Source organism: Paenarthrobacter sp. NPDC056912 (assembly GCF_042786555.1).
GTDB lineage: Bacteria > Actinomycetota > Actinomycetes > Actinomycetales > Micrococcaceae > Arthrobacter.
The window spans coordinates 13,565-32,044 of record NZ_JBHUCD010000029.1 but is presented as its reverse complement, the minus strand read 5'-3'; the positions used below and the strand labels follow the sequence as shown (position 1 = coordinate 32,044).

The following is an 18,480-nucleotide window of genomic DNA, read 5'->3' as shown; positions in this document are numbered from 1 at the left end:
AGATGACCACTGTTGAAGAACTGATCTCCCGTTCCAACCGCCTCGGTGCGGACAAGCGGAACACCAACTTCGCCGGCGGCAACACCTCCGCCAAGGGCACCGAGAAGGATCCGGTCACCGGCCAGGACGTCGAGCTCCTCTGGGTCAAGGGCTCCGGCGGCGACCTCGGCACCCTCAAGGCCGAGAACCTCGCAGTACTCCGGCTGGACCGCCTGCAGGCACTCAAGTCCGTTTACCCCGGCGTCGAGCGTGAAGACGAAATGGTGGCCGCCTTCGATTACTGCCTGCACGGCAAGGGCGGCGCGGCTCCCTCGATCGATACCGCCATGCATGGCCTGGTGGACGCAGCTCACGTTGACCATCTGCACCCGGACTCCGGCATCGCGATTGCGACTGCAGTGGACGGCGAAGCCCTGACCTCAAAGGTCTTCGGCGACAAAGTGGTGTGGGTTCCGTGGCGTCGTCCCGGTTTCCAGCTGGGCTTGGACATCGCCGCGATCAAGGAAGCCAACCCGCAGGCCATCGGCACCATCCTGGGCGGCCACGGCATCACCGCGTGGGGCGCCACGTCCGAGGAGGCCGAGGCCAACTCCCTGTGGATCATCGATACGGCTGAGAGCTACATCCAGGACAACGGCAAGACCGAGCCCTTCGGCGCCCAGCTCCCCGGCTATGGCGCCCTCCCCGAGGCTGAACGGCGGGCAAAGGCAGCCGCCCTTGCTCCCGTGATCCGCGGCCTGGCCTCCACGGACAAACCGCAGCTGGGGCACTTCAGTGATGACGCCGTCGTTCTTGAATTCCTTGCCGCCGAAGAGCACCCGCGCCTCGGCGCGCTGGGCACGTCCTGCCCGGACCACTTCCTGCGCACCAAGGTCAAGCCGCTGGTCCTGGACCTCCCGGCCGATGCCTCGATCGACGACTCAGTGGCCCGGCTCAAGGAACTGCACGCCGCGTACCGCGAGGACTACCAGGCGTACTACGACCGTCATGCTGACGAGAACAGCCCGGCATTGCGTGGCGCTGACCCGGCCATCGTGCTGGTACCAGGCGTTGGCATGTTCTCCTTCGGCAAGGACAAACAGACCGCACGCGTGGCCGGCGAGTTCTACACCAACGCCATCAACGTGATGCGCGGCGCCGAGGCCATCTCCACGTACGCCCCGATCGAGGAATCCGAAAAGTTCCGCATCGAATACTGGGCGCTGGAAGAAGCCAAGCTCGCCCGGATGCCCAAGCCCAAATCTCACGCCACCCGCATCGCGCTGGTGACCGGTGCGGCGTCGGGTATTGGCAAGGCGATCGCCACCCGTTTGGCGTCCGACGGCGCGTGCGTGGTCATTGCCGACCTGAACCTTGAGAACGCCCAAAAGGTCGCCGATGAACTGGGCGGATCCGACGTCGCCATCGGCGTCCAGGCCGACGTGACCGACGAAGCCCAGATCGCCGCCGCGATCGCCGAAGCCGTGCTCGCATTCGGTGGCCTGGACCTGGTGGTCAACAACGCCGGCCTTTCCATCTCCAAGCCGTTGCTGGAGACCACCGAGAAGGACTGGGATCTCCAGCACAACGTCATGGCCAAGGGCTCGTTCCTGGTGTCAAAGGCCGCGGCCAAGGTGATGATCGACCAGGGCTTGGGCGGGGACATCATCTACATCTCCTCCAAGAACTCCGTGTTCGCCGGCCCGAACAACATCGCCTACTCCGCCACCAAGGCAGACCAAGCGCACCAGGTCCGCCTGCTCGCCGCTGAACTGGGCGAGTACGGCGTCCGCGTCAACGGCATCAACCCCGATGGCGTGGTCCGCGGCTCCGGCATCTTCGCCGGCGGCTGGGGTGCCAAGCGCGCCGCTGTGTATGGCGTGGACGAGCAGGAACTGGGCAAGTACTACGCTCAGCGCACGCTCCTCAAGCGCGAAGTCCTCCCGGAACACGTCGCCAACGCCGCGTCCGTGCTCACCAGCAACGAGCTCTCCCACACCACCGGCCTCCACATCCCAGTGGACGCCGGCGTGGCAGCCGCCTTCCTGCGCTAGGACCGGACAGTGACCAACGGAACCGCCACGGACACCGCCCCGGCACACGCCGGGGCGGTGTCCGCCCACAACGTGTTTGCCGCCATCGACATCGGAGCCTCCTCCGGCCGCGTCATGCTGGGCCGCTTCTCCTCCGCATCCGGCGTCTCCCTCGAGACCATTCACCGCTTCCCCAACGGCGTCATAGAGCTCGACGGCGGCCTCCACTGGGACTTCGACGCACTGTTCGCTGAGGTGCTCAAGGGTCTGGCAGCTGCAGCCTCGCGTGCGCAAGAAAACGGCGAGCGCATCGTCAGCATCGGCATAGACACCTGGGCGGTGGACTACGGACTGGTGAACGACGCCGGCCAGCTGACCTCGGTGCCGTACAGCTACCGGGACGAGCGCAGCAGGGTGACCGTGGAGCGTGTACATGCAGCGATCCCTCCGGAAAAGCTGTACGCCACCACCGGCTTGCAGTATCTGCAATTCAACACGATTTACCAGCTCGCGGCCGAACCGAAACTGGACGGGGTCCAGGCTCTCCTGATCCCGGACCTGATCGCGTTCCTGCTCACGGGGGTACGTCGAACCGAGGCCACCAATGCCTCCACCACGGGGCTCTTTGATGCCGTCAAGGGCGAGTGGGCCACGGAATTCCTAGATGCCCTGGGCCTGCCGAGGAATATCTTCCCGCCGCTCATCCAGCCCGGCGAAACGGTGGGCACGCTCCTTCCGGCGATCCTTGAGCAAACTGGCCTGCCCGCTGACACCACGGTGGTGGCGGTTGGCTCGCACGACACCGCCTCGGCCGTGGCAGCCGTCCCCGCGCTAGACCAGGATTTCGCCTATATCTCCTCCGGCACGTGGTCACTGGTGGGCGTGGAACTCCCCCAGCCGGTCCTCACGGAAACCAGCCGCAAAGCCAACTTCACCAACGAACGTGGAGTGGACGGAACCATCCGCTACCTTCGCAACGTCGGCGGTCTGTGGCTGCTCAGCGAATGCCAAAGGGCATGGGCCGCCGAAGGCTACTCACAGGCTCTGACCGCCTTGCTCGATTCCGCGGCGGCACTACCTGCCGGCGGACCGCAGATCAACGCCGACGACCCCCGTTTCACGGCTCCGGACAACATGCCGGACCGGATCCGGGCAGCCGTGCGAAACACCGGTGCCGTGCTCGCGGACCGGCCTGCCGCCGTCGTGCGTTGCATCATGGACAGCCTCGCTGCCGGTTACGCTCGAACATTGGCCGACGCCGAGCGGCTCACGGGTAGAAGCACCAGCATGGTGCACATCGTTGGCGGCGGTTCGCAAAACCGGCTCCTGTGCCAGCTCACCGCGGATGCGACGGGCAAACCCGTGATCGCGGGACCCGTTGAAGCGACAGCGCAGGGCAATGTCCTGGTCCAGGCGCGGGCTGCTGGATTGGTTGGAGGCGGGCTGGCTGAGCTGCGCGAACTCGTGGCCGCGGGAACAGAGTTGGAGAGGTACGAGCCAGCTGAACGTCTGGTACGTCACAGCGCCGGATGAGGGTCCCGCGCTAAACTGATCGCATTATGATCCGCACAATGTTCAAGTCCAAGATCCACCGCGCCACGGTGACCCATGCCGACCTCCACTACGTCGGTTCGGTCACCGTTGACCTGGACCTGCTGGACGCGGCCGACATCCTTCCCGGTGAACTCGTGTCCATTGTGGACGTCACCAACGGCGCCCGGCTGGAAACGTACACCATCGCCGGCGAGCGCGGTTCCGGCGTGATCGGGATCAATGGTGCGGCGGCCCATCAGGTCCATGTGGGCGATCTCGTCATCCTCATCACGTACGCCGAGATGACCACGGAAGAGGCCAGGGCGTACCAGCCCAAGGTTGTCCACGTCGGCAAGGACAACAAGATCACGCAGCTCGGCAACGATCCCGCCGAGGCACACACTCCCGGGCTGATGCGCCCGCCCCATGCACTGAGCAACGCGGCGCACCTCAGCTGAGGCTCCACAGCAACGCTCGACGCCGGCACTCACCAGAGTGCCGGCGTCGAGCGCGTTAAGGGAGTCCATATGACGGAACTGTCGCGAGAAAACGCTTACTCACTAGAGGAATGTGGCTAGGCTGTACCTCGTGATCCAACGATTCCCCGCCCGTACGCTCCCATGATCGGCGTCCTGTCCGGGTTTTTTGTTGTCTGGGCCATCATCCTGGTGGGCATGTTCGTTGGTCGTCGCGGGATCCTGGGTGAGAACGCGCGCTCGGTCCTGAGTTCCCTGACCTTCTTCGTGGCCAGCCCCGCGCTCCTGTTCGAGACGTTGAGCAAAGCCAAACTGCACGATGTCTTTGCGGCCCCGCTCTTGGTCACTGCAGTGGGCGCCATCATCACGGGCCTGCTGTTTTTCCTGATCGTGAAGTTCTGGCTGAAGCGCACCATGCCCGAGGCACTCATGTCCTCGATGAGTGCTTCGCTGGCCAACTCCGCGAACCTGGGTATCCCCATTGCCGTGTTTGTCCTGGGTGACGCGAGCTATGTGGCTCCGCTGCTGATCTTCCAGCTGGCTTTCTTCACTCCGATGTACCTGATGGCCCTCGACGCCAGCACCAGCACGCACCGCACCACTCCCCTGCGCTTCCTGCTGATGATCGTGAAGAATCCCATGATCGTGGGCTCGGCGCTGGGCCTGCTGGTGGCCGGTACTGGTTTTCAGGTGCCCGCCCTGGTCCTGGAGCCGATTCACCTGATCGGCGGGGCGGCGATTCCAGCCATGCTGATGGCTTTCGGCATGAGCCTGAACGGGTCCAAGCCGTTGCAGAAAGCTGCGGGACGTAGGTTGGACACGCTGTTGGCCAGCGGGTTCAAGCTATTCGTGCACCCCTTGATCGCTTACCTGTTTGCCCACTTTGCACTGGGGATGGACGGTCATGCACTGTTCGCCGTGGTGGTGACGTCCGCACTGCCCACCGCCCAGAATGTGTTCGTCGCGGCCACCCGGTATCGTGCGGGAATCACCGTGGCCAAGGACACCGTGCTCATCACCACGATCGTGGCCGTGCCCGCAATGATCGCCGTCGCCCTGCTGCTCGCCTAACCCCCCGGTTACTCCACGTCGGCGCTGGACAGGTAGTAGTCCAGGAGCTGCGCGCAGCGGATGAAACCCAGGTGCGAGTAAGCCTGGGGATGGTTGCCCAAGTGTGTTTCGGTGCCGGGATCGTACTCCTCGGGGAGCAATCCGGTGGGACCGAACAACGCCACCAACTGGTTGAACAACTCCAGCGCATCATCCAAACGGCCAACCGCAAGGTACGCCTCGATCAGCCACGTGGTGCAGATGTGGAAGCCGCCCTCCAAACCCGGCAGGCCGTCGTCGTACCTGTACCTGAAAACGGTAGGCCCGACGCGCAACTCGCGTTCCACAGCCGTCACGGTGTCCAGGAACCGTTGGTCCTGGACGTCCAGCAGGCCGGACAAGCCGATGTGCAGCACTGCGGCGTCCAGGTCCGGGCTGTCGTAGGCCACGGTGTACGAAGCAGCGGACGAATCCCAACCCTCGCGGAGCACTTCCTCGCGGATGGTGCGGGCAGTCGGCGCCCAATCCCCATGCGGCGCGCGCCCGTGCAAGGCCGCTGTGCGCAGGGCCCGGTCCAGAGTGACCCAACACATGACCTTGGTGTAGACGTGGTGCCGTGGTGGTCGCCGGGCTTCCCAGATCCCGTGATCGGGCTCGTGCCAGCGCGCCAGGACCGCGTGCGCCATCTGCTCCATGAGGAACCAATGGTCATCGGGCAGGTAACCACGCCGCTCGGCCAGATCGTGAATCAACTCGGCAATGGGCCCGAAGACGTCCAGCTGCACTTGGTGGTCCGCAGCGTTTCCGATCCGCACCGGCCGCGAGCCCGCATAACCAGGCAGGCTCTCCACAATGGCTTCCGTGGACAGCGGCGCGCCCGTCACTGAGTAGAGGGGGTGGAGCCATTCCGGCCCGGGCGCGTTCTCCAGGATGCGGCCCAGCCAGCCCAGGAAACCGTCGGCCTCTTCCGTGGATCCCAGAGAGACCAGGGAATTCACGGTCATGGACCCGTCCCGCAGCCAGCAATACCGGTAGTCCCAGTTGCGGGTCCCGCCGATCCCCTCCGGCAGCGATGTTGTGGGCGCGGCCAGGACAGCCCCGGTAGGCTCATGCACCAGCGACTTCAGCACCAGCGCGGAACGCCGGACCAGCGACGTTTTGATGGTGGGCAGCTGCAGCGCCTTGACCCACTCCCGCGCAACCTGCCCGACGGCGGCACGCCGGTGGGGCTCCCCGTCCGGGTCCGCGGGCGGCGGCTCGGTGTCACCGCACCGCAGGTTCAGGACTACGGGTCCGAGATGAAGGGGCACTTCAGCGGTTGCCGTGGCATGGCGGCTGTCGCTGACGATCTGGAACGAAACGCCGGGCGCCGAGAGAATGATCGGATCCGAGGTCCCCACCACATGGACTTCGTCGCCACGGATTTCCATGCTGAACGGCGCGTTGGCATAGTCCGGCCGGGGCGCGAAAATGATGCGGGCGGCACCCGTCCCCGACAGAACCCTGACCAGGCTGGTGATCCCTTCCGGGGCAGGCTCCAGGTAGTCGGTGACGGTGACATCGGCCCAACGGGTTTCCACGATCATGGTGTAATCCACATAGCGCTGCGCCAGGACCTGCGACGGTTTCACTGGCTCAATGCTGAAATGCCCTGCGGGATCACCGCCAAGAATATGCGCGAACAACGACCCCGAGTCCGGCAATGGATGGCTCATCCAACAGACCTTCGCATCAGGGGTGAGCAAGGCCGTAGAGGTCCCGTTGCCGATCATCGAGTGCCGCTCCAGCCCCACCGCGTCCTCGCCGAACAGCCACGCTCGCCGCAGTTCGAACAGCAAAGCCAGCACGCGCGCAAAGGATTCCGGGTCCGGGATGGTGTGGGCCGCCGTCGTATCCCCTGGACCGACGTGCAGGCCCAGGTCCGGCCCGCGCAGGGTGGCGAGCGCGCGTTCATCGCTTTCAGCATCGCCGGCGTAGAGTGCGGCGCTGACGCCCAGGCGGGACCGGAGCTGCTCCAGCGCCTGGCCCTTTGCCGGTTCCTCCACGGTCAGGTCCAGCACCGAACCGTCAATGATGAAATAGAGACCGTACTCAATGGCGATCTGGTGCGACCGGAAGATCACGCGCTCCACTACTTCCGGTGTGGCGGGCCGCGTGTGAACGGCAACGCCGGTGGGCTTGCGCATGATCCTGATGCCCTTTTCAAAGGCGACGGCCTCGGTGAGCGCGGTAGCAACCTGTTGGAGCAGCGTGTCCGTGGCCAGGGACAAGTTGTACGCGTAGCCCATGTCGAACTCCACCCCGTGGGAGCCCACCAGATGGACTTCAGCGGGCAACCTGGACACGGCTGCGAGGTCCCGCAGAGACCGTCCGGAAATGATGGCCGTGTGCGTATTGGGCAGTGCGGCGAGCGCCCGGAGCGCCACGGCCGCACTGTCCAAGGGCAGTGTTTCCGTGGACACCCCTTCAGCGGAGCACAGGGTGCCACCGTAATTGCAGGCCACCAGCAGGCCGGGCACACGGGACAGGACCTTAAGGTCGGCAAGCAACTGCGGGGTGATTCCGTGGTCCGCGTCCGACTGTACGAAAGTCCGCAACAGTCCAAGGGGCAGCGACTTCATGAGAAGTGCAGAGGCCGCGACTGACTGGTTCAGGGGTGTAGGCATGGCGGATCCTTCCGATGCGGATAGCTACAGTTTCCGCCCGGCCGGTTTCGCTTGTATACCTCTAAGGTTGCGAATGTGTTAATGCATCAGGCGGGAACAAGTCCGGCGACCTCTGCCACGAGCTCCACGGACCGCAGCCGTTCCTCCGTGCCGATGCTTTGGTGCGCCACAATCAGTTCATCGGCGTCAGCGTGCTTGGTGAACTCATCAAGGTAATCGCGAACCACGTCCTTGGTTCCCACGGCCGAGAACTTCATCATCTGGGCGATGTGCTGGCCCTGCGGGGAATCGAGCACCATATCCGCTTCGTCGTCCGTGAACTCACGGCCGCCGCCGAAGAACAGGGACACTCGGGCCCTCTTCACGGCGAGGTGGATGGCCTGCGCTTCGGCGTTGCTGTCCGCCGCGGTGACGTTGACGCCGGCAATGACGTGGGGCTCCGACAACTGCGCAGAGGGCTTGAAGTCGCGGCGGTAGATGGCCACGGCGTCCTGCAGCGCGGCCGGTGCGAAATGCGAGGCGAACGCGTACGGGAGCCCGAATTGGGCGGCCAACTGCGCGCCGAACAGCGAGGATCCCAGGATGTACAGCGGCACGTTGGTGCCCTTGCCCGGCGTCGCTTCCACGCCCTGGATGCGCGTGGGCCCGGTGAGGTAGCCCTGCAGCTCCAGGACGTCCTGCGGGAATGCGTCTGAGGACATATGGTCGCGGCGCAGCGCACGCATGGTGTTCTGGTCGCTTCCCGGGGCCCGGCCCAGGCCGAGGTCGATCCGCCCCGGGTGCAGCGTCTCCAGCGTGCCGAACTGCTCGGCGATGGTCAGGGGCGAATGATTGGGCAGCATGACGCCGCCGGCGCCGAGCCGGATGGTGTTGGTGTGCGCGGCGACGTGGGCAATCAGAACGCTCGTGGCCGAGGAAGCAATGGCGGACATGTTGTGGTGCTCGGCGTACCAAACACGGCGGTAGCCGAGCTCCTCGGCCTTCTGCGCCATGGCGACGCTGCCCGCGAGGCTTTCCGCCACCGTCTGGCCCTTTCCGATGGTTGCCAGGTCGAGGATGGAAAGAGGAACAGTCACGGGAGAGGCCTTTCGGTACGTTTCGCGGTGCCCGCGCGTTTGGTTGCGGGGCACTCTAGCGACAACGACGACGACACCGGGCTTATTTCTGTGAGTTGCGTCGCGCGATGCCTCCGCGGGCGTTTTGTGACACCGTTCGACGCCCGATTAACCGCCGTGACCCCCCATATCCCCGCGTTTCAGAGCGCTTTGACCGCCTCCCGAGGGCTGCCGGATAGTTGCAGCCACAACCACGCATCAGACTTCCCGTTTCGGGCAACCCAAGGAGTACACATGGCACGTTTTGCAGCCAAAACCGGCGTGACCGCGGCGCTGGCCGCCACCGCCCTGCTGGGGCTCGCGGCCTGCTCGGACCCGGGCGCGACGGCGGCGACCGCCCCGCAGGGGTCGGCTAGCGCGAACGCGTCTTCCAGCTCCTCCACCAAGGAATTCAACCTGACGCCGCAGCAGGACCGCATCAAGGTGGCGGTGGACGCTGCCGCTGCCGCGAAGGTTCCGGACGCCATCAAAGCGGACGGCAAGCTCACAGTTGTAACCACCGGCGGCGCTGCTCCCCTGAGCCTCTTCGCGACCGACAACAAGACCCTCATCGGCAGCGAAGTGGACATCGCCTACGCAGTAGGTGAGACGCTCGGGCTGCAGGTTGAGGTGCTCCCGGTCGCTTGGGCTGACTGGCCCCTCGGCGTCGAATCGGGCAAGTACGAGGCCGTCCTTTCCAACGTGACGGTCACGGAAGCACGCAAGGAGAAGTTCGACTTCGCCACTTACCGCAACGACCTCTTGGGCTTCTACGCAAAGAGCGATTCCGATATTGGCGAGATCAAGGAAGCCAAGGACGTCGCCGGAAAGAGGATCGTTGTCGGCTCGGGCACCAACCAGGAAGCCATTCTGGTTCGCTGGGACGAAGAGAACAAGAAGAACGGCCTGAAGCCGGTTGACTTCCAGTATTACGACGACGACTCTGCCTCCCAGCTCGCCCTCCAGTCGGGCCGTGCGGACCTGACGTTCGGGCCCAACGCTTCGGCAGCCTACAAGGCGGCCAAGGACGGAAAGACCAAGGAGGTGGGCACGCTGGCCGGCGGCTGGCCGTTGAAGGCCGAGATCGCGTTCACCACCAAGAAGGACAACGGCTTGGCCGTAGCGGCGCAGGCTGCACTGAACACGCTCATCAAGGATGGCAACTACGGCAAGATCCTGGACCGCTGGGGACTCGCCTCCGAGGCCATTCCGTCGTCCGAACTGAACCCGGCAGGCCTGCCCAAGAAGTAGGACGCCGCAGTGGCAGGGCAGACCTGCCGACGCCGAATCCCCGCCGGACACCAGCCGGCGGGGATTCTTGCGTGCGGCTAGAAGTGTGCGGGGTCGGTGTTGGCGCCGCAGAGAATGACCGCCACCGTTTCGCCGTCGTGGGGTTTGTATGCTCCCGAGAGCAGCGCCGCGTAGGCTGCTGCGGCCCCGTGCTCCACCACGATGCGGTGCTTCTCCCACAGGGCGCGCCGGGCTTTGACGATGTCATCATCGGTCACCAGCACGCTCTGGACACCCGTGCGGCGGGCGACGCCGAAGCCGATCTCGCCAATCCGCCGGGCGCCAAGTGAATCAGCGGCAATTCCGGAGACGGCCACATCCACCGGTTCGCCTTGCGCCAAGGCAGTATGCAGGGTGGGGACCGTCTCCGGTTCAACGCCCACTACGTGTGCCCTGCCCTCGGTGGCTGCCGCGATGCCTCCCATCAACCCGCCGCCGCCGACAGCAACAAGGATGGTGTCGACGTCGGGCAGTTCATCCAGGAGCTCAAGGCCCACCCCTCCGGCTCCGGCGACGATTTCGGGCTGGTCGTAGGCGTGGCAATAGACCGCGCCCTTCTCCTCGGCGAAGCGGACTGCCGCCGCGTAGGCCTCTGCGTATTCGGCGCCTCCTTGGACCACCCGGGCGCCGATGGCATAGAGCTTATGGACCTTGTTGGCCGGCGCCGACTCAGGAACGAAGACCGTTGCGGGCACTCCGAGCTTGGCGGCGGCGTAGGCGTTGGCCAGGCCGGCGTTGCCACCGGAGGCCACCACGATCCCGACTTCGGGGTCCAGCTCGCCGTTCTCCTTCGCCGTGAGAAGGCGGTTGAACGCACCACGGGCCTTGAACGAACCCGTGTGCTGCATGTACTCGCATTTGAACCAGAGGTGATAGGGCTCCAGATTGCCGCTCTCGGCCAAAGGCGTATGGCGGACCCAGCCTGATGTCCGTGCGTATGCGGCTTCTACTTCTTCGCGTGTGACCATCGTGGCGGCACCTTTCGTCCGTTTCATCCTATGGTTCCAAAGCCAGGCGGACGGAATAGGCTTGTTCCCATGCCCGACTTCATTCTCCGTCAGTGCGTGGCCTCCGATGCCGCATGGATCGCCGAGCTCAGGGCCGTGGTGATGCGCCCGGACCTCGAACGGCTTGGGCGCTGGGATCCCGTGCGCGTCCGCGAGCGTTTCCTGAACGCTTTCCAACCCGAGCACACCTCGGTGATCCATACCGACGGCGTGGACGCCGGAGTGATCGCAGTTCGCCCCGAACCGGATGCGCGGTGGATCGAACATTTCTTCGTGGCCCCGGCGCATCAGGGCAAAGGACTGGGCGCCGCGGTGCTCCGGCAGGTCATGGCGGCCTCCGTGGACAGGCGTCCGTTCCGACTGGACGTGCTCCAAGGAAGTGCTGCACGGCGCCTCTACGAACGGCATGGCTTCGTGCTGGAATCCGAGGACCCCATCGACGTCTTCATGGTTGCGCCCGCGGCCTCCTGACCTGCCCCACGAAATACGGTAATCTCAGCAAACACCACGCGGCTTTGACGCGATACTTCCGGGGGGAAACAAATGGGGCTGTTTCGAGCGCGCACGTTGAGCTTTGCGACCGCTGCGGCAATTGCTTTGGCGGCCGGGCTTCTTGCCCCGGGAACGGCCACCGCGGCCTCGCAGCCAAAACCGATCATCGACGGCGTCCCGTACGTGGGCTCCGAGATGCGCCGGCAGTACAACTACGACTACTGGGGCTGTGAGCACACCGAGGGCACCACGGACGGCATCACCCTGGAATGGATCCGGGACGGCCAACCGCTGCCGGCCGAGAGGCAGGGCGAAACGCTCCGGATACTGCCCGAGGACCAAGGCAGCCGGATCGCGGTGCGGGTCCATCCATCGACTCCGGGTGAATCCGGGTGCCCTTCCGGCACACAGTTGAGCGCGGAAACCCAGCCCATCAAAGCTTCCAGCAGGGCCATGGGCTGGACGGGGCGCGGCAACTTCGAACCACTGGCACGCACCCACGACGGCCGCCTGGTCCTCTACCCGCGGACTTACACCTACTACAAGGGCGCCTGCGAGGGCCCATGCCCCGCCTACTGGGGTTCGTGGGACGAACCCCGCGAGGTCGGGGCGGGTTGGAACATCTTCAACATCGTGTTCTCACCCGGCGATTTTGACGGCGACGGCTTCAACGACCTCCTGGCCAGGAACTCTGCGGGCGGCCTGTTCCTCTATCCGGGGGACGGCGATGGCGGCTGGCTGGAAACCCGGCAGGTGGGCTCCGGTTGGAATATGTTCGACTCGATTGTTGGCCCCGGGGATTTCAACGGCGATGGCACCAACGATGTCCTGGCACGCAACGCCGCCGGTGATCTTTTCCTCTACCCCGGCGACGGCAACGGCGGCTGGCTCACCCCGTCCAAGGTGGGCTGGGGCTGGCAGGTCATGAACAAGCTCGTTACCGGTGGTGACATGAACGGTGACGGCACGGTGGAGATCTTCGCCCGTGACAACGGCGGCTACCTTCACCTGTACCCCAGCGATGGCCAAGGTGGCTGGCGTGCGCCGGTAGTCGTCGGTGGAGGATGGGACGCGTTCTCCCAAATCGCTGGGTTTGGCAGCTCCGGCCACTCGAAATACAGCGAACTCTCCGCCGTCGACCAGAACGGATACCTCCTTAGCTACACAACCGGTGCTGCCACCACAGGCATGTATGGCCCCTACGGTCCTATCGGGAACGGTTGGGATGTGTTCCGGGAACTGCTCTAGCCTTCCAACAGCTAGAGCGGCTGCCCCCACACGGACAGCTGGAGCCTGATGGTCCCGCGCGAAACGTCGACGACGGCGGCACTCGCCTTCCCGCCGTCGGGCGCCGGCGATGCTGTGTGATTCTGCTGGATCAATCCCTGGCACTGGGGTCGGCTCCCGCGTGGTTCCGGGTCCTGTCCTTTGCGACGAAGGATTGATCCAGCAAAACGGAGTACGTTCATCAGACTTGCACCGACTCGTCGGAGCGAACGGGCGTCTCCAGCCCCAGGTTTTCGCGCAGCGTGGTCCCGCGGTATTCCGTGGGGTAGACGCCGCGTTCCTGGAGCTCGGGCACCAGGTGGTTCACGATGTCGTCCAGGCCGGTGGGGATGAGCCACGGCGAGATGTTGAAGCCGTCCACAGCCCCGACCCGTGCGAATTCGGCCAAGTGATCCGCTACGGCCGTGTACGAGCCGGTGAACGTGGCATCGATACGTGCGGTCTTCGACGTCACGAACTGGCGGATGGAAAGGCCCTTGTCCTTGGCCTCGGCCCTCCACTGATCAGCGAGCTGACGGGCTTTGGCGCCGTGGAAGCCGCTGCCGCGGGTCTCGGACGTTTCCTCCACCACGGGGTCGATCTCCGGGAGGGGACCATCCGGGTCATAGGACGAGAGCTCGCGGCCCCAGAACTGTTCCAGGTACGCGATGGCCTGCTGCGGGCCAATCTGCAGGCTGCGGACCCAGGCCTTCTTCTCCTGCGCTTCCTGGTCGGTGGCGGCCAGGATGAACTCGCTGGCCGGCATGATCTGCACGGCGTTTGCTCCTCGACCTGCCGCCACGGAGCGAGCCACGATGTCGCGGCGGAACTCCACGGCGTCGTCGAACTTGGGGTGGGCGGAGAAGATCACGTCAGCCTGTCGGGCAGCGAAGTCGCGGCCCTCCGGTGAGTCGCCGGCTTGGAAGAGGACGGGACGGTACTGGGCGCTCCGCGGCAAGCGGGGTGTGACGTCCACGGTGTAGTGCTGGCCTTCGTGCAGCACTCGGCGGGCCGGGCCTGAAGGAGTCTCCCACGAGTCCCAGATGCGCTTGGCGGTCTCAACAAACGCTTCGGCGTGCTTGTAGCGGTCCGCGTGGTCGAGGTAGCCGCCGCGCCGGAAGTTGGCGCCGGTCCAGGCGTTGTCCGTGGTCACCACGTTCCAGGCAGCCCGTCCACCGGAGATCAGGTCCAGGGAGGCCAAGCGGTGCGCCAGGTCCGCGGGGTCGTTGTACGTGGTGTTCTGCGTGGCGACCAGGCCGATGTTCGTGGTCACAGCGGCCAAGGCAGCAAGCATGGTCTGCGCATCGGGCCTGCCCACAACATCCAAGGCGTGCGGACGGCCAAGGTGTTCACGCAAACGGAGGCCTTCGCCCAGGAAGAATGCTGCGAACTTTCCGCGCTCGGCGGTCTGCACGATGTGCCGGAAGGATTCGAAATCCGTCTGCGAGCCCGCTTCGGCTGCCTTCCAGATGGTGCCGGAGTTGACGCCCTGGAAGAAGATCCCAAACTGGATCTGACCACTCGGCTGGAAAATAGCACGGTTGTGCTGTGTCATTGTGTTCCCTTACTTTCCAGCGCCAACGGCGGTGGGCACAGAAGTCGTATAGCGGTTCTCCGCCGGCCCGAGGCCCAGCAAATCCCGGAACGTGCCGTCTTGGACGGGCGCACGCAAGGCACCGCGGCGGCGCAGTTCGGGCAGGACCAGGCGGGAAAACTCACCCAGTTCCACATCCACGGCAGCCGGGTGGAGGCGGACGCCGTCGGCCTCTTGAAGAAGCGAGGTCAGCAACTCGGTAAGACCGGCTGCCGAGCCAACAAAGCGCGCCCGATCTCCCTGAGCGGATACCGGACGCGAGGCCGCAGCCTGCCCACGCGAGTCCAGGACGACGTCGAGCTCCGCCACAATCGCGACGGCAGCACCGAGGCGGGCCCGCACGTCGCGAACCTCGGCAACCAGCAACTCCGGAGTCGGCGCCGTGACCAGGACCGCGTCCACTGCGTCCGCTGACACCAACCCCTCGCCCACCAGTGACGCAGCGGCGAGGACGGGCAACTGTCCCTGCAGCGGCCTCGGGATGATGGATGGACCCTTCACCGAATAGGCGGCCCCGCTGAAGTCGGCAGGGGTTTCGAAGTCAATGTAGTGCAGCTTGTCGACGTCGATGTAGCGGCCGGTCGCGACGTCGCGGATCACGGCGTCGTCCTCCCAGGAATCCCACAAGCGGCGGCCAACCTCGATCGACGCGGCAGCTTCCTGCGCCAGTGCCCCACCTTCAACGAAGGAACGTCCGACGGCGGCAGCGGCCTCGGGCGACTCCGCTGCGGTAGCGATCCAGCCGGCACGGCCACCGGATACGTAGTCCAGGCTCGCGAGCTGCGTGGAGATGTGGAACGGCTCCGTATATACGGTGTCCACTTCCGGAACCACAGCGATGGTCCTCGTCAACGGACCGGCGAACGCTGCCCGCTGCAGGGCGTTGGCCCGGCCGGCTTCCGGCGCGTCCTTGAAGGTGGCCACGTGGAAGCCGGCAGATTCGGCTGCGAGGACGGCGCGGGCAAGGTTCTCATACCCGGCGCCATCGAGTTCAATGGCCAGGAACCCGGCCTTCTCAGCAATGCTCACTTCTGGTCCTGACGTTCGTAGGGAATCTTTTCGCCGGCTTCGATGGCCACGGGAAGCCGGTTTTCAGCGGGCGGCAGTGGGCAGGTCGCGAGGTCGGTGTAGGCGCACGGCAGGTTCACGGCCCGGTTGAAGTCGAGCTGTACGGAGCCATCGGCGGCGGGAACCACGGACAGCGAGCGGTTGGCCGCGTACGTGGTCTTGCCGGACGTCTGGTCGGTGAACAGTACGGACAACGAACCCGGCGCGTGGCCATTGAATGCCGTCAGCGCCAACTCCTCGCCGGCCAGCTTGAAGCGAATCTCGCCTGGAGCCTCGTACACGTGCTGGATACCCTCGACGGCGGCGCCCACCGTAGTGGGACGCGGCGAGTCGAACGGCACGAACGTTCCGGCAACGGCGAACGCCGCGTTCGGCGTGAAGGCCGGCGTGCCCTGGTACTCCTGCAAGAGGGCGTTGGACGGGTTCCGCGGCCGCACAATGTACTCGCCGCCGCGCTTGGCCACCTCGATCACCGTGTCGCCTGAGACCAGGTTGATGCCGCCGCGTTCCTCGATCGGCCCAAGTTCAAGCGGGTTACCGGTGTTCAGTTCCACACCGTCCTGCTGCAGGCTCTCGCCCGGTTCCAGGACAACACGTACGACGTCGGCGTCCGCGCTCCAGCTGCCCGGCGCACCTTCCAGACGGGTCGCGTCGCCTGTCAGCCAGTGCAGGTGGGTCACGGCAAGGAAGCCGTGGGGGTGGGCACGGTGACGTTCATGGGCGTCGTGCCATTCCTGCCAGTTTTCTTCAAACGATTCCAAGGCTGTTTCAGTGTGCGTAGACATGTGCGGTGTCGCTCCTGTTGAAGGCGTGGTCTGCGGTGACAGTGGCTGCTGCATCGGCTTCGGTGGCCCCGGCAAACTCCGGCCGGCCACCGAAGGGGTCTTCGGCTTCCCACAAGGTGCTTGGCGCGGAAGCCCGGACGGCCGGGATGACTTCCAGCGCGAAGCGTTCCAGGATCTCGAGTTGCTGCTCGAAAGGCAGGGTGGTGGGCAAGGAGATCGACTGGAGGTCGTGGTTGTACAGCGAGTGGTAGCTGAGGATCTTGTCCACTACTTGTTCCGGGCTGCCAACCAATGCCGGTCCCTCGGCCACGGCGTGCTGGATGTCCCGGAACGGCGAGTTGTTGCCGGGTACGTTGCGGCCAGCAGTCAGGCCCTCGTAGACGGGGCCGTACTGGCGGATGGCTTCCTGGGTGGTGTCCGCGATGAACACGCCACCGGCGCCGCTGCCCGAACCCAAGTACTGGTGCCGTGGGTCGTGGCCGTGGCGTTCGTACTCTTCGCGGTAGTGGTCGATCAGGACTTTGTAGTTCTCCCGCGGCTGGATGGCGTTGGCCGTGAACAGCGGATCGCCCCACTTGGCAGCGAGCGCAGCGGATGTCAGGGTTGTAGCCGAGCCGTGCCAAATCCGGGGCGAACCCGCGAAGGGGCGGGGCGTCGTCGTCGTTGGTTCGGTGAGCGCAGGCCTGAAGCGGCCGGACCATGTAACGCTTTCCTTGCGCCACAGCGTACGCAGCAGCCCATACTTCTCGGCAAGCAGCTCCCACTGATCGTCCAGGGACAAGCCAAAGAGCGGGTACTGCAGCACCTCGTTGCCCTTGCCGATGACCAGTTCCAGGCGGCCGCGGCTCAGTTGGTCGATCGTGGCATAGTCCTCGGCCACGCGCACCGGATCCAGGACGGACAACACCGTGACGCCGGTCTGCAGGCGGATGCGGCTGGTGACGGCGGCAATCGCGGCGAGGACCGTCGTCGGGGATGACGAGACGAACTCGCCGGCGTGCCGCTCGCCCACGGAGAAACTGTCGAAGCCGAGTTCCTCGGCCCGCTTCGCTGTCTCAACAACCTGGTTCAGTCGCTCAGCGGTGGAGACGATCTCCCCCGTCACCGGGTTTTTCAGGTGCGGAATGATGTCCAGGACTTGAAACTTCATTTGGTGGTCCCGGCGGGCGTGACAAAAGTGGCCTCGGTGACCGTCTTGGACTCCGGGATGGCTTCCTCGGAGAGGCCCCAGCGCTCCAGGACCTTGGCGTAGGAGCCGTCCTTGATGGTGGAGTTCAAGGCGTCGGTGATGGCCGGAGCCAGTCCGTTGCCCTTGAGTGTGGTGGCTGCCACGAGCGTCTCGGCCGGCCAGCCGGCATTGACCTTGCCCACTACCTTGAGGTCGTCGCGGGTGTTCTCGCGGTAGGTCACCGACGGGTACGGGGCCAGGTTCAAGTCCGTGCGGCCGGAGGAGAGCGCCAGGATGGTGTCGGCGTCCGAGGAGTAGTACTGCAGCGTGGCAGGAGCCTTGCCCTTGGCCTCGAGCTCCTTGTTCCACGCCAGCAGGATCTTCTCCTGGTTGGTGCCCGAGCCCACGGAAACCTTCAGGCCGGAAATGTCGTCCGAGCCCTTGATGTCGTAGCTGGAGCTCTTCTTCGCTTCGAAGCCCATGAACGCAGCGCGGTAGGTGGAGAAATCGAACAGCTTTACACGCGCTGGGTTGATGCCCACGTTGGAGAACACGGCCTCGAAATCGCCGGACTGGGTCTTGAGCGGCCAGTTCTCCCACGACGTCACCTGCACGTCCAGGTCCAGGCCGAGCTTGTCGGCCACGAGCTGGGCGATGTCCACCTCCACGCCGATGGGAGTCTTGTCGTCCGTGGCGTGGAAGGACAGCGGAATGGAACCGGCCGTGGTGGCGACAGTCAGCTTGCCGTCCTTGGCGATGGCGGCCGGAACGACGCCCGCAGCGGCAGGGTCCTTCTCCGCTCGGATCCGGTTCTGGTCCACCGAAGTGTTGTAGACGATGCCGTTCTCCGCGGCCTCGGATTCCGGCTTGGCTGCCGACGCGCCAGGATCGGAGCACCCGGCCAGCACGGGAAGTACGACGGCGGGAAGTACAGCGAGTGCCAAAAGCCTGGTTTTGGTAGTGCGAAGCATTGAGGGTT

At 65.2% G+C, this 18,480-nt stretch carries 16 protein-coding genes; 7 read left to right on the top strand and 9 right to left on the bottom strand.

All coding sequences use genetic code 11. The annotated features are described in order from the left end of the window. Positions 1-2 precede the first annotated feature (2 nt). The 4 genes from ACFRJ9_RS22565 (at position 3) to ACFRJ9_RS22550 (ending at position 5,092) form a co-directional block, all read left to right on the top strand. Positions 3-2,033, top strand: a complete 2,031-nt coding sequence (locus ACFRJ9_RS22565) for a bifunctional aldolase/short-chain dehydrogenase (protein ID WP_377672794.1) — start codon at positions 3-5, stop codon at positions 2,031-2,033. A 9-nt stretch (positions 2,034-2,042) separates the two neighbouring features. Further along, positions 2,043-3,545 carry a rhamnulokinase family protein gene (locus ACFRJ9_RS22560; protein WP_377672791.1) on the top strand — a complete coding sequence of 501 codons (1,503 nt, stop codon included), beginning with the start codon at positions 2,043-2,045 and terminating at the stop codon, positions 3,543-3,545. Between the two features lie 26 nt (positions 3,546-3,571). Next, complete coding sequence (gene panD / locus ACFRJ9_RS22555; protein ID WP_377672788.1) at positions 3,572-4,003, top strand: aspartate 1-decarboxylase; 432 nt, start codon at positions 3,572-3,574, stop codon at positions 4,001-4,003. Positions 4,004-4,165: 162 nt separating this feature from the next. Beyond that, the gene (locus ACFRJ9_RS22550; protein ID WP_377672786.1) at positions 4,166-5,092 is read left to right on the top strand and encodes an AEC family transporter; all 927 of its coding nucleotides are present in this window, start codon (positions 4,166-4,168) and stop codon (positions 5,090-5,092) included. Positions 5,093-5,100: 8 nt separating this feature from the next. Here ACFRJ9_RS22550 and ACFRJ9_RS22545 read toward each other — a convergent pair whose 3' ends face one another. Together ACFRJ9_RS22545 and ACFRJ9_RS22540 are read right to left on the bottom strand one after the other, a co-directional pair. After that, positions 5,101-7,737, bottom strand: a complete 2,637-nt coding sequence (locus ACFRJ9_RS22545) for a trehalase-like domain-containing protein (RefSeq protein ID WP_377672783.1) — start codon at positions 7,735-7,737, stop codon at positions 5,101-5,103. An 86-nt stretch (positions 7,738-7,823) separates the two neighbouring features. After that, positions 7,824-8,813, bottom strand: a complete 990-nt coding sequence (locus ACFRJ9_RS22540; RefSeq protein WP_377672781.1) for an LLM class flavin-dependent oxidoreductase — start codon at positions 8,811-8,813, stop codon at positions 7,824-7,826. Positions 8,814-9,086: 273 nt separating this feature from the next. Between ACFRJ9_RS22540 and ACFRJ9_RS22535 the strand changes: the two genes are divergently transcribed. Next, positions 9,087-10,082: an ABC transporter substrate-binding protein gene (locus tag ACFRJ9_RS22535; RefSeq protein ID WP_377672779.1), complete on the top strand. Its 996-nt coding sequence runs from the start codon at positions 9,087-9,089 to the stop codon at positions 10,080-10,082. Positions 10,083-10,159: 77 nt separating this feature from the next. On the opposite strand, the gene ACFRJ9_RS22530 is transcribed toward ACFRJ9_RS22535, so the two are convergent. After that, the gene (locus ACFRJ9_RS22530) at positions 10,160-11,089 is read right to left on the bottom strand and encodes a threonine/serine dehydratase (RefSeq protein WP_377672877.1); all 930 of its coding nucleotides are present in this window, start codon (positions 11,087-11,089) and stop codon (positions 10,160-10,162) included. Positions 11,090-11,158: 69 nt separating this feature from the next. Between ACFRJ9_RS22530 and ACFRJ9_RS22525 the strand changes: the two genes are divergently transcribed. Beyond that, positions 11,159-11,599, top strand: a complete 441-nt coding sequence (locus tag ACFRJ9_RS22525) for a GNAT family N-acetyltransferase (RefSeq protein WP_377672776.1) — start codon at positions 11,159-11,161, stop codon at positions 11,597-11,599. Between the two features lie 72 nt (positions 11,600-11,671). Next, complete coding sequence (locus ACFRJ9_RS22520; protein ID WP_377672773.1) at positions 11,672-12,868, top strand: FG-GAP repeat domain-containing protein; 1,197 nt, start codon at positions 11,672-11,674, stop codon at positions 12,866-12,868. Between the two features lie 11 nt (positions 12,869-12,879). Here ACFRJ9_RS22520 and ACFRJ9_RS22515 read toward each other — a convergent pair whose 3' ends face one another. The 6 genes from ACFRJ9_RS22515 to ACFRJ9_RS22490 all read right to left on the bottom strand — a co-directional run bounded on the left by ACFRJ9_RS22515 (position 12,880) and on the right by ACFRJ9_RS22490 (position 18,472). Beyond that, positions 12,880-13,002 carry a hypothetical protein gene (locus ACFRJ9_RS22515; protein WP_377672770.1) on the bottom strand — a complete coding sequence of 41 codons (123 nt, stop codon included), beginning with the start codon at positions 13,000-13,002 and terminating at the stop codon, positions 12,880-12,882. An 86-nt stretch (positions 13,003-13,088) separates the two neighbouring features. Continuing rightward, complete coding sequence (locus ACFRJ9_RS22510; RefSeq protein ID WP_377672767.1) at positions 13,089-14,441, bottom strand: NtaA/DmoA family FMN-dependent monooxygenase; 1,353 nt, start codon at positions 14,439-14,441, stop codon at positions 13,089-13,091. Positions 14,442-14,450: 9 nt separating this feature from the next. After that, positions 14,451-15,509 (bottom strand): LLM class flavin-dependent oxidoreductase, encoded by a 1,059-nt coding sequence (locus ACFRJ9_RS22505; protein WP_377672764.1) that lies wholly within the window; start codon positions 15,507-15,509, stop codon positions 14,451-14,453. Next, the gene (locus ACFRJ9_RS22500) at positions 15,506-16,333 is read right to left on the bottom strand and encodes a DUF1684 domain-containing protein (RefSeq protein ID WP_377672761.1); all 828 of its coding nucleotides are present in this window, start codon (positions 16,331-16,333) and stop codon (positions 15,506-15,508) included. Before ACFRJ9_RS22500 ends, ACFRJ9_RS22505 begins: the two co-directional genes overlap by 4 nt. After that, positions 16,317-17,483, bottom strand: coding sequence for an LLM class flavin-dependent oxidoreductase (locus ACFRJ9_RS22495; protein ID WP_377672759.1), 1,167 nt, complete (start codon positions 17,481-17,483; stop codon positions 16,317-16,319). Before ACFRJ9_RS22495 ends, ACFRJ9_RS22500 begins: the two co-directional genes overlap by 17 nt. Further along, the gene (locus tag ACFRJ9_RS22490; RefSeq protein WP_377672756.1) at positions 17,480-18,472 is read right to left on the bottom strand and encodes an ABC transporter substrate-binding protein; all 993 of its coding nucleotides are present in this window, start codon (positions 18,470-18,472) and stop codon (positions 17,480-17,482) included. Before ACFRJ9_RS22490 ends, ACFRJ9_RS22495 begins: the two co-directional genes overlap by 4 nt. Positions 18,473-18,480 lie beyond the last annotated feature (8 nt).

Excerpts from the sequence above, each read along its gene's own strand:
- ACFRJ9_RS22565 (WP_377672794.1), top strand. The coding sequence starts at position 3 with ATGACCACTGTTGAAGAACTGATCTCCCGTTCCAACCGCCTCGGTGCG.
- panD (WP_377672788.1), top strand. The coding sequence starts at position 3,572 with ATGATCCGCACAATGTTCAAGTCCAAGATCCACCGCGCCACGGTGACC.
- ACFRJ9_RS22550 (WP_377672786.1), top strand. The coding sequence starts at position 4,166 with ATGATCGGCGTCCTGTCCGGGTTTTTTGTTGTCTGGGCCATCATCCTG.
- ACFRJ9_RS22545 (WP_377672783.1), bottom strand. The coding sequence starts at position 7,737 with ATGCCTACACCCCTGAACCAGTCAGTCGCGGCCTCTGCACTTCTCATG.
- ACFRJ9_RS22535 (WP_377672779.1), top strand. The coding sequence starts at position 9,087 with ATGGCACGTTTTGCAGCCAAAACCGGCGTGACCGCGGCGCTGGCCGCC.
- ACFRJ9_RS22530 (WP_377672877.1), bottom strand. The coding sequence starts at position 11,089 with ATGGTCACACGCGAAGAAGTAGAAGCCGCATACGCACGGACATCAGGC.
- ACFRJ9_RS22525 (WP_377672776.1), top strand. The coding sequence starts at position 11,159 with ATGCCCGACTTCATTCTCCGTCAGTGCGTGGCCTCCGATGCCGCATGG.
- ACFRJ9_RS22520 (WP_377672773.1), top strand. The coding sequence starts at position 11,672 with ATGGGGCTGTTTCGAGCGCGCACGTTGAGCTTTGCGACCGCTGCGGCA.
- ACFRJ9_RS22510 (WP_377672767.1), bottom strand. The coding sequence starts at position 14,441 with ATGACACAGCACAACCGTGCTATTTTCCAGCCGAGTGGTCAGATCCAG.
- ACFRJ9_RS22500 (WP_377672761.1), bottom strand. The coding sequence starts at position 16,333 with ATGTCTACGCACACTGAAACAGCCTTGGAATCGTTTGAAGAAAACTGG.
- ACFRJ9_RS22495 (WP_377672759.1), bottom strand. The coding sequence starts at position 17,483 with ATGAAGTTTCAAGTCCTGGACATCATTCCGCACCTGAAAAACCCGGTG.
- ACFRJ9_RS22490 (WP_377672756.1), bottom strand. The coding sequence starts at position 18,472 with ATGCTTCGCACTACCAAAACCAGGCTTTTGGCACTCGCTGTACTTCCC.